Annotated in this window: 4 protein-coding genes; all 4 read right to left on the bottom strand. The window is 42.7% G+C overall.

Annotation, left to right across the window (positions count from 1 at the left end; translation table 11 throughout):
* A partial coding sequence (locus E5A76_RS01995) for a lectin-like domain-containing protein (protein ID WP_316247311.1) occupies positions 1 to 1,600 on the bottom strand: 1,600 nt, incomplete at its 3' end.
* Positions 1,575 to 5,507, bottom strand: coding sequence for a GEVED domain-containing protein (locus E5A76_RS01990; protein ID WP_449301127.1), 3,933 nt, complete (start codon positions 5,505 to 5,507; stop codon positions 1,575 to 1,577). The genes E5A76_RS01995 and E5A76_RS01990, both read right to left, overlap by 26 nt.
* A 274-nt stretch (positions 5,508 to 5,781) precedes the next feature.
* Entirely contained in the window at positions 5,782 to 10,077 is a 4,296-nt protein-coding gene (locus tag E5A76_RS01985) for a GEVED domain-containing protein (protein WP_161117952.1), read from the bottom strand.
* 243 nt (positions 10,078 to 10,320) lie between these two features.
* Positions 10,321 to 12,783 (bottom strand): GEVED domain-containing protein (locus tag E5A76_RS01980; protein ID WP_161117951.1); only part of this gene is annotated, 2,463 nt, incomplete at its 5' end.

Here is a 12,783-nt window from a genome sequence, read left to right as displayed (position 1 = left end):
TGGTGATAACGATTGGGTTCGTGATATCTGAGAAGGTAATCGGATTACTTGGCACATCAAGTGAAGTATACGTGTAATCTGTTGAGGCGATCGGTCTGATGGTTTGCATGATCAAGTCACACTGGTTATTGCCCACCAGATCTGAAATCAAGATACGGTAATCTTCCACTTCACCGTCATTGGCTCGCCCAACGGGACTATTACAGTCCACATCACTACAGAGACGAACGCGTAAATAGGTATGCCCAACGATGGCCCCTGCGGGGATCAGCACACTGAAGTTATTGATTCCAATTGCCGCACTTGGCTGATTAATGATTTGCTCACCCGCATCGTCCCAATCACCATCTAAGTTGAAATCCATCCACGCATAGAGGCGTTGCCCTGTACTGGCTCGAGCGGCATCTTCTACCACGTTAATGGCAATATCAAAATTCTCACCAATCGTTGCAACAGTGAGTGCGGTCACCCCATCTTCATCATCAAGGTTATTATTGTCATCAGCACGAGAGAGGATATCTTGCAGATCCCCTAAATCTGCATCCCACAAGTTACCCAAACGCAAATCAATAAAGCCATTATCATCCGAATCAACTTGTACGTGGTGAGCCCCATCATTATCGTAAATGGTGGTGTAATCGTTAATGGCGGTGCCTGCAGTGGTATCTACCGCATCACCAAAGTCAGACCCTAAAACATCGGGTGCATTGGTGAAACAACCTTTTTGTAGGTTATAAGATTGCCCAGTACTGCCAGTAAACCCGAAACGTACCATGTTGTTACCAATGTCATTACGGATATTACGGGTAAATTGCCCCACCATGACCCCATCTAAATAATAGGTGAATTGGTTGGTGGTCGGCTCCCATTCAAATTGGGCGATGTGGTAACGGCCATCTTCTAACTCATTGCCTGAGACTGCTGTTTCATCAACGAGTGTATTTGCTGCACTTGGATTATAAACATCACCGTTAAGGTAGACAGCCGTGTGATCAATGAAGTTAGCCCCGTTAACAAAATCACTGGTTTCACCATAAATACTGTTATCAAAGGTATCAAATTCAACCACAATCGAAGGGGCGACAGCCTGTGTACCAAAAATATTATCCACCCCTAACGCACCACCAACATCACCGAAGGCATTTAAATCTCGCGGATCAGCAGATAACACAAAAGTCATGCCGTCAGCACCTTCTTCAAGCCCTGCGGGACATCCTGTATTACAATTACGATCACCAAGGTAAACAGCTAACTCTGCATACATGGTTTGGTTCAAATCAATATAACCTAGACTCCATAAATACCCAGCTTGCGCTTGTTGTGCTTCAGTAACAATATATTCACCATTAGCGGCAAGGTAAGCATCCCCCCCTTCATACACCACAGGTGCATCACACACATTCGGCTGTAGCGTGTTGGAAATAACCGGGGTCACCACGTCAGTGTCATCTTCGCCATTGCCAAACCCATTGTTCGGGGTGGAATCAATATCATTGATACTCGCTTGGCTGATTTCAGCATTAATCGCAGGGGCTGTTAATGACTGCGGTGCTAAGCGGATCACCGCATAATCATTAAACCCAAATCCCACCGTACCCACATCTAAAATNCTTCGCCATTGCCAACCCATTGTTCGGGGTGGAATCAATATCATTGATACTCGCTTGGCTGATTTCAGCATTAATCGCAGGGGCTGTTAATGACTGCGGTGCTAAGCGGATCACCGCATAATCATTAAACCCAAATCCCACCGTACCCACATCTAAAATACCAGTGACCGGATCATAAGTTGTAATTTCAGTCATCCCATCCCCAGCATAGGCTTTGACGAAACTGTAACCAGCAGGAATAGGTAAATAAACTTGGGTATTTAAAGCGAGGGTGGTGCCCATGTTTTCAACACTAACCACCACATTAAACGGAATACCTAATGTGACATTGACGCCAGGATCAAGCGCTAATGTTAACGACAAGTCACCCGGTGGCATCAGTGAGATAGGGTGATCTTCCACTTCCCCGTCACCTGAACTACCCGTGGCAAGATTACAGGTTTCACTACTGGAACAAATCCGTAAACGGGCAAAACTATCAAAGATTTGCACATCCGCAGGGACGGTGAAATTCAAGGTACTGTTACCAGAGGCGGTCACGGCAACCGTGGCAGTTTCATCGTTACTGAACACCCCATCAAGGTCGAAATCAATCCAACCATAGAGGTTATCGTTACCCGATGTCACCACTGGGACGTTAAGAGCAACATTATCACCCCCAGTTAAGACGGTGGTAATAGATGGCTGATTGAAACCATCTTCATCATCAGGGGTTAAGCCATTAGTATCATCCCCGTTAGCGGTAGCAGTAGATTGACCATCATTTTCATTATCGGGGTCATTAACGCCTAAATATGGCACACCAATGTCTGTTTGGTGTCGAGGACCATTATTTGTCAGATTTGTACTGTATGTATTCGGTGCATCACCAAAGTCTATCGGCACAGGAGCATAACGGCACCGTGCACCATCGTTACCACTTGCTGGTTGGCCATTAGTAAGAAAGGTTGCATTCACTAACGTTGCAGCTGGTGCTGATAAATTCGATAAATCAAATCGCCATAACGCACCATCACTGTTATTAGATGCATACATAAAGCCCATATTGTCAAAATACAAAGCCCCTACTGCACTCGTTGTCAACATATTGGTTTGACCTACATTAGTAACAGCAGCGCTATAAGTACTAGTTGCACGATCTATGGTTAAATCAAATCGATATAGAAGTTTATTACCTGTTACCCCCCACGCGGTTGAGGTATCAAGTGGGTGAATCGCAATATCTCCAAGAGATATATTAGTTTGAGCTGAGCGCCCTAAATATTGCCCATAAGTTTCAGAGTTAGGATTTACATCAATAAAATAAAAACGTCTTCCATCACTACCACCAGAAACCAAAACAAGGATATCGTCATCCGTTACATCGCCAGCAGGAAAACTGATCCCATTAATCTCAGGCACATTTAAAATTAAAACTGGCTGATGCTGACTATCAAAAGCTACGATATCTGAATTAGTTGACCCACTATTCGCATAAACCCCCCACAATAAATTTTGTGCAACACTATAACCAATACCATTGTATGTCGGAGAGTGTGTTGATCCTAATTGCGTTTCAGAAGCTGTTACTAAATTCACCTGATACAATTCTCGAGGTGAATTTTTAGTTAAATATGCATTGGTATCACAAGTTGGGAATTGGTTACTTACTGAAATATCACCAAAATTCACATTAGTAATAACACCCGCTGTCACTGTGACTATATTGGGTGTTGATGATATATATGCAGCAGGATCACCAATGGTACCGCCGCCGCTGGTGCCAGTAACAGGATCAACAATAGGTTGAGTCGGAGGACATGTTGGTGAGGCTATATTGGTTTCATTTATCGCTTCATAAACTTTATAAGTGCCTGCAGCACCTACGGTGATCGTGTAAGCCCCTGTGGTCGCATCAGCATTGGCGGCATAACACAAACCAGTTGTTGTGTTATATGCCACAACAGGCACCGTTACACCAACGCCCGTCTCTCCGCCATCTTTAACACCATTAGTGGCCGTACCACCACCTGTGCCATTATCATTAAAAACAAAACCTGAAATTTGAGGAGCAATTACTGTCAATAGGTAATCTTCTACCTCACCATCATTCACTACACCTGTTGTGGAATTACAGTCAATGTCTGAACAGACACGAACTCGAAGATAAGTATTACCTAACGTTGCTGTGGCAGGCACAGCAATAGGATAGTTTTGCGTGGCGGCAGAAGCTGCAGTATCTGCAATAACTTGTTCCCCCACATCATTCCAATCGCCATCTTGGTTCCAATCCGCCCAAGCATAAAGACGAAGACCTGTTGCTGTTGTCTCTGGGTCTCTCGTTATTGTCACGGATATATTAGTATTCCCCCCACGAATAAAACTATCCGTCCACGTTACGCCATCTTCATCATCTAAATTATTAAGATCATCTGCATTCGCATTAACATTTTGTAAACTTCCATCATCGTCATCCCACAAAAGGCCAAGGACAATATCATTCACTGTGTCTGAGTCTGAGTCATAAAAACTATGACCTGCACCATTATCACTCGATAACGTTTGATAGTTTCCTACTCCCGTTCCGGCAGCTGTATCTGGCGCATCGCCATAGTCATTGACACTTGCACTTAAAATAGCCCCCTCTAACGTACTAAATAATAAGCGAACCGAATGTTCTGTTGCACTGTTAACAACGCCCAAGTCCCATTGCACACCAATCCCATTATCGGTTCCTGTATTAGTGTCTAATGTGTTATCTAACTGAAATGGTGCACTGCTGAAATTTGTATTGATCATTGTGCTATATGGGCCTGAAAAATATCGGTCCCATGCACGATCTAACTCAAAATACCCCATAAATTGATCATTGGCTGAATAGTTTTTTACCACACCAACAATGGTATATGGTGGGCTCCCCGGTTGGTATGTTCCGTCAACATAAGGAATAGTAAATGCTGCACCTTGGTCACCACCATTTAAATAAGTATCAAAACCTTGCGCTAAAGCAATATTCGACGTATTTGAATTATCAGCAGATTCTAAACAATAGCTTTGGTCAAAATAATCTTCACCATTAACATAAGTCACTTGGGTAATGATTTTAATGTCATTGCTATCATAAACATTGTTATTATTGCGATCCCAATACCGAGATGACCATACACTAAAAGGATCCGCTTCTGACCCAGTACCTGTAACAGCACTCATAAGAAAGTCTTTATAATTACAGTATTCTCCTGATACTCCATCTGTCACATGCATATAAGGGAATGTACCGCCACATGAATAAGAATTTTGCTGATATGATTGTCTTTGGTTATTTTTAAAAACCCCATTACCACCAGCAGCAATATGGTGAATGGTTAATGGAGAGCCACTGATCGTTGCATATTGGGTATTCGTAAAGGTTGATGCGCCAGCTAAACCGGATGTATCACAATCACCAGCAGCTAATACACCTGTATAAGATGTGTATTGTGGTAACGGTGTAAACGTAATATCTTCATTACCAAAAGAAAGCTCTAATTCCCAATCACCACCGAGATCTGAGGATCCCGTTTTATTCGATGATGCCAGTACTGTAACATTGGATATTTGAGAAAATTGATTCAGTAACTCAATCCCTTCACCTGTTTCACCTAAATCACAAGCCAATAAGTTAATGACACCAGTTTGACCAAGCAGTGATCCTAAGTCTTCCAGCTGTGATTGATAGCGGCTGATATTATCTAACGTAATAATATCGTTACCTATTTTTATTTCACCCGGCACACCATGAGAAAAAATATCAATGGTTGTTATTTTTTTATTATTCAGCTGACTAATGAGATCATCTAGCCCATTAAAATGAACATGAGGAATATTAAGCGTATTAAGTGACGATTCTTCAGCTAATTGGCGATCAACAAACACCATCCGCTTAGCTAAATAATTTTCTTTACTAAGATAGCTAAAGAAAGAACATATAAAAATGATAAAAATCGCAATAAATTGATACATATCACCACCCTCATGACCGCATAAAAGTGATAATGCATAAATTACACCAATTAAAAAAACATTAATTTTCAATAACTAAAAAATCATAAAATATCATTATTAATACTAACAGCATCTTGCGATGCAAAAAAATCTCCTTATAAAAAGGAGATTTTTTACTTTTAAAAGAGACCCGAGTAACTTTGATATATTATTTAACTTTAACTTGATAACTAATATAACCGCTTTCACCAGCAGCCAATACATTACCTAAATGCCATTCAATACCACCATCATAACCAATAGTATTCGTGCCACCAGGTGTAACTATAGAATCACAAGTCAGTGTCCCAGGTAATAAAACTGCAGGGGTTGTACACACTATTACACTGGATAACTCAGTATGATCAGGAACAACATCATAAATAACCAAATCTGTTATATCGCCTAAGCCATTATTTTTAAAATAAATACGATATTCTAAAACATCATTTGGTTTTGCCGTATTATTGGTTGATTCAGCACTTGCATCTGTAATATTGGCTACAGATTTTTCAATTTCTAAATCCCCAGCACCGTTATAACTGACTTTGATGGTATCAGTATCTGATAGCTGTCGAGTAATAGGAGAACTGCTAAAGGTAACGTCAGCTTGTAAATCATAAGTACTGATCGTATTTAATGGTGTATTCGCTGGCATCATGGATTTAACAATGAGGCATATTTCGGGTGACGAATCTGCATCCATATTAAATGGAGCGACGACAGCAATGTCTGCCGGCATATCTAATACACCGTTACAGCTAATATCTTGATAAAGAATATGACTCCAGCTAAAGCCAGTCGGTGCAGCTTGCGCATTCACTAAACTAAACGTCACCGTACCAGATGTATTAATAATAAATTTATGGCGTAAGAAAACAGGTAATCCAACCAGTGCATCGACAGAATTATCAGGCTCTAATAATGGCTCCTGTATTTTGCCAAAGTCTAAGTTATCTAAAATATCACCTGCCGTTGCATTGATTGACATTTCACCATCAAGTAATGAGGTATTTGTTACTTTACCGACTAATCCCAGCGCAGGATCAGTAACATCACTTTCTGAAATATCAATCCAAGCTGCCTTTGATACCACAATGAGTTTGATATCTTTTTCTGATATATCAACTGGGATCACCAGCGTGAAACTCCCATCTCCAGAAGTGATTGTGCGGTTAATTTCTTGCCCGGGGTTAAAACCAGGTATTGCTGTATCATCATAAATGGCTTTAACAATAAAGCCGTGTAATCCACGTTCACTACCCGCTTGAATACCATTATGTGCTGTTGTTGCGCCTTTGCCGTTATCTTCAAACACTTTCCCGTTAAGTGTGATATCCATATCAACAGGGACATTTGCACTAAATTCTGAGGTATCTTGCAACGCCCCCAATCCACCAGTTGTAACACGATATGCAATAACGGTAATTTCATCACCATTAACCAGTCCAGGGACTGCTGTTACATCAGTTAAGTTCGAGCCTACAACACCAGTAATACTATATAGATAAGTCTCCCCCTCACCGGCCGCTTTGGTATCACTCCCTGTATCACCAGTACCAGCATTGACTTTATAAACTTCAAAGACAAATTCACCAGTGCCACATACACTGCCCGTTACCGTTAAGTTTGTGCCATCATAAACAGCACTATCAATTTCAGGGCGAGCCAAATTATTATTAGCACCAGCCCCTGAGCTGTTATTACATACATCATTATTTAGTGTGACACCGTCACCAGTAGCGCCATTTTGTAAATCAATCGAATTTGAGTCGTTATTACTAAAGCTATTTTTAGTAATTAAATACCCTCTTACATTCGTATTACCGTCAATTGATACCCCTGAACCACCATTATTATGGAGTACATTACATGAGATCACGGAGTGTCGACCGCTTTGGTAATGAATCGCATCCCCTCCCACATTTTGTATATCATTACTTGTAATAGTTTGGTTCAAATCAACCGTAGACGTCAGACTTTGATTAATACCGTCACCCGTAGCTTCTCGTAATAAATTACCTTGAATATTTAAGTAACTTGGTGCGCCTCGGGCAATTACCACATTGTGGTATGGTGTCGCTGCTGTTGACGTCGTTCCTAATAATTGATTGTGGATCACCTGCCAATTAACCACATTGGTTTGTGACGTTAAGTTATTAAATGAAATGTTATTATGGGCTGTTTTAATGGCGTTATTACGAATAATACCGCTATCTCCCGTTAAAGCGCTATTCCCCGCATTTGAAATAGCAATGCCTGCACACCCTAGCGATGTGCCACAACCTTGATCACCAATCACATCCTCATTCCCCGCAGGATCGATACCGATAAGATTATTTTCAATTAAGGTGTCGATAATATTAGCCGTGTTTACATTAATACCGAGCGAGCCCCCCGTCAGTGATAAATTTTTCACTGTCGTATTATCAGCACTAATAGTCAGCAACTCCGCATTATAAGCACTGGCATTGGTTGCCATATCAATTTGCAATTCAGGTTTGGCTAATGGCGGAATGGTTTCAGGAGTACAATCAATACTACTGCCTACCGTTTGTGATGCGGAATAATTACCAGTATTAGAATCCACCACCGTTGTTCCATCGGTGTAGCTATATGCGGTGCCGTCTATCGTGGTATTCGCGCCATTAGCTCCCGTGATCGCAGTCAATGACGAGCTCGGTGAAATTATCCACCAATCACCGCTTGGATCACTATCATTAGCAGGCACAGCAGGAACAAAACGCATTTCGTTAGCACCCGCAATGGTATTAGCGTTAGTAATAAATTGACTTAACGACCCTTGTGCGGTGTTATTTAGGTTAGTAACAACGTTATAAGAAAATCCAAAATCTAAATTATTCACCGCCTGTGACATACCCGAAAATTCAATTCGTGTAATGTGTTCACGTAAAGAAAGATTACCCGTCCCATTATTGGTGGCACGATCACCATCCCAACCACCAAAACATGAACCTGTTGTATTAATTGACGTTGCATCAGCGACACCGTCACCATTTGCATCACAATAACCGGTCGCAAAAGTGCCATTTAAATTATCAGTCACCGCTGTAGTATAAGTTTGATCAGCGATTGCGCTGCCTGTGGTTGGCGGGTTAGGAGACACAAAATAGGTGACACCAGGGATCTGTAAGAAAGAATAATAACCATTAGTATCTGTTGTTGTGGTGTAGGTTGGGCTACCATCAGCAGCATTAGGAATACCATCACCATCATCGGTATAAACATAAACACTCACACCGCTAACAGGGATCTGATCGGTCATATCACTATCACCGTTCACATCATCATAAACATGCCCGGTAATATCGACACAGCCAACACAGGTCATATAATCTTCGATTTCCCCTGCATTGTTTAATGCCCCTAACGAACGAGTATCTTCATCACTACCTGTAGCTGTTGTGGTAATTAGCGTTGAACTGATACGAACACGGGAAAAATAATAACCATTAGCGGTTAAATCTACTAAAGAATTCCAAGTTAAGGTTTGTGTCTGATTATTAGTTCCTGTCGGTACAATAAATGCCCCACCAGGTCCTGTACCATTTGTAATGAGTTCATCGACATCAAAGGTACCGCTGTTATCAAAATCAAACCATGCATATAAATACGCATCAGAGCCCGATGTATTGGTTGTATCTGCAGTAATAGAATACGTGGTATCAACAAAACGAACACTAGGGTAAGTCACGCCATCTTCGTCATCCCCAGCAACACCATAGAAAGTACTGCTTGCTGTATTGTCATCAGCTGTCGCATCGGCATTCTGGAAACCACTATCATCATCATCGGGAATATTCACACCAAGATAAACCGTATATTCACTTTTTAGTGCTCGGTGTGACGGACCGTTGTCCCCTTGGCGGGTACGGTAGTTACCTGCACCTACCCCATTTGAAGCATCAGGTGCATCACCGTAATCTTGCAAATAAGGTTCGAAATACACATCCATTTGTCCCCATGCTTCTCCCCCACCACCAACACGAACATCAGCAGCCACGGTGAATGTTGTACCTAGAGGAATCACATCTCTATTAGGTGTTCGCTGCCAATTAGATCCCGTTTCACAGTTTCCTCCACTATTGTGCCCACCGTTAACTTGTTCTGTAATGCCATTAGGAAAATAAAAGGTTGCCCTATCATCGGCATTTAAGGTTCTAATCGTCCCTTTTTGAACAACCACATCCCCCATAAAAAAAGTGGAAGAACCACTATATGTTGCACATCCTCCACCTGCATTTAAATAGTTATCACCATTTTTACCTGCAAAAACACGCATACAATAATATTTACCCACAGCAGCACAAGTTTGAAAAACACCATCAGAGAAACCAGTATTATTAACAACACGAGGCTGCTCGGCGTAGACATTGAAACTTATAAAGTAAATACAAAGTGCTTTTATAAATAATTTATAAAAGAAGAGGATTTGTTTATTCATCTACCTCATCCTTATGAAAAGGCAATAACTATAAATTAATATAATCAATACAATTCGAATATAAAAACATATTTATATGCTAATTAATCCCATACAGTTGGAAACATAAACATTGATATTAAGGTGGATTAAAATCAGGAATCCCCTAAATAAAACCAGTCATAAAAAATAATATGTGTACTGAGTATTACAATAGTGTTCGAAGCGAATTCAACATACTGTACCTATTGCATTACTCGCTTATTATTGAATAGACACACGATATACTACCGTGCCCGACTCTCCTGCCGCCAAGCTCCCTGTCATTTCCCAGCGAATATTGCCTTGGTAACCAGGACTATTGGTGCCATCACTGGTAACAGCATTACAAGTTAGTGAAGCAGGTACTGTCCCATCACTGCACTGCACCGTCTGTGACAGCTCGGTAAAATCCGGGGTTGAGTCAAATATCTTCACATCGGTGAGATCACCAACGCCCATGTTGGTAAAGGTCACTACGTACTCCACAACATCCCCCGGGCGACCTTGGTTACTGGTAGTCACTGGACCGTTTTGCGTCACATTGCGTACCGTTTTCTCTAAGCGTAATTCCCCTGAACCACTGAATATCGCCCTGACGGTATCTTTATCCAACACAAGACGGGTAATGCCATGCCCTGTGCCCGTGGTATCAGCAAAGATCATGTTTGCTTCTATGTCATAGTGATAATGCGCATTTAAGGTCGCATTGGCCGGTACCGTCACTTTGCTCAGTAAACAAATCGTACTGTTGCCACTCACCGCTACCGGGTTCACCACTTGCGCTTCTACCCCATTTAATGTGCCATCACAATCCACATCGTGATACAACACAGTACTCCATGCGGTGTTTGTCGGTGACGTGCTTGGATTAATCACATTGAAGTTCACGTTACCTGCGGTGGCGGCCGTAAATTTATGCGGGAAGAACACCACACTACCCGGGGTCGCTTCACTGAAGTTATCGGGCTCCATCCGTGGCTCGCGCACTTTACCAAAATCTAAGCCAAAGATTTCATCCCCGGCACTGGCATTCACTGCCATTTGACTGTCTATCACACTGTTACTGCTCACTTGGGGGATCAAGGTAACATCCGCTTCACTGATATCGATCCAATCTGCTTGTTTCACCACATCCAGTAACAGGTTTTTACCGGAGAAATCCACCCCGATGATAAATTGATAAGTACCACCGCCTGAGGTGACCTCGGTCGCAATGATATCTCCGGTGGCATAGCCGGCTACCCCTGTATCATTAAAGGTGACGGTGACGGTAAAGTTACCTAAACCCACTTCACTGCCATCTTGAATACCATCATGAGCGGCTGTTGCTCCACCCACACCGTTATCTTCAAACACTAAGCCGTTTAACACGATACGATTGAGCAGTTCAAACCAGTGATCTTCCACTTCACCATCAGCTACGAGCCCCGATACGCTGTCACAGGTATTTTGGGTCGAGCATAAACGCACCCGCATCACGGTATAACCGTTAAACCCTTCCGCACTGTTCGCATCGAGAATGACCGGGATATTATTGAGCCCAGGGGTGACCAACTCATCGTCAATTAAGAACTCATTCGGATCACTAAAGTCACCGTCATTGTTCAAATCCACCCAAATGTTCACGTAGCCCGTCCCCACCACTTGTATTGGGAGATTAGTAAAGGTTTCTACTATGATTTGTCCCGGTATTGATAAATCTTCATCATCTTGACCATTGGTATCGTCCCCTGATGCATCTGCACTGAGCCACTGACCAAATTCAGGATCCCAACGGCTACCTAACAACAGATCTGCTGTTCCATCTGTCGCTGCATCCCAGTATTGATGCCCCGCTTCACCATAGGTGGCTGCGGCATCACCGTAGTCCGTCGAGTCATAACACCCTGCACCATCATTACCTTGTAAACTGCCTTGATCGGAGGCGGTAACGTATTCCACTTCCCCTGTCACCACGTTCACACGATACACCACGGCACGATCAGTTAAATCAATGGCGTTGTTGGTATCTGAGTCATGGTTACCACCATTGGTAATGGCATACAGGCTAATGCCGTTATCCATCACTAACGCCCCTGCTTGCAGTTTACCGCTCGCATCTACCGTTGGCTCTGCACCAAAGTAACTTAAGGTGTCACTGGTTACGGCCCCGGTGGAAAGGTTGATGGTGTATAAGGTGTCCCCTTCTAAATCGAGGAGATACCCGACACCTGTCATGCTGTTGATGGCTAAATCCGCACCGACATTAATTGGGCCACCGCCATATGAGCCACCGAGGGCGGCTATATCAATTAAGACGGTGGTGAAGGTTTGGGTTTCCACATCCACTTTCACGATCGAATCCCAAGTGGTGCGCCAAATGATCAGCTCGCTCCCATCCGAGGTCACATCCCCTGCAATTGGGGCACTTAATGTGACTGTTGGCCCTGCCGTTGAGGCGTAACCGGTATTACGCAGTGAATCACCCACTGCAAAGGTAAATCTATCTCCGTCTTGCAAACGACGAATGGTACTCGGCGCGGCTGCTCGAATTTCCCCTAAATCAATGAAGCTGGTCCCGGTTTTATCGGTGACAAACAGGTGGTGGGTACTGTCCGCATGGGACATGTCGGTAAAGGTACCGTAAATCAAGCCATTGACGCGGTTAAAACCAATCGCATTGATATTGGCGATATTACTCTGGTT

The sequence above is a fragment of the Photobacterium lucens genome (assembly GCF_009873615.1).
Classification (GTDB): Bacteria; Pseudomonadota; Gammaproteobacteria; order Enterobacterales; family Vibrionaceae; genus Photobacterium; species Photobacterium lucens.
Note: the sequence above shows the minus strand (reverse complement) of the source record. Positions and strands in the feature narration are given on the sequence as shown.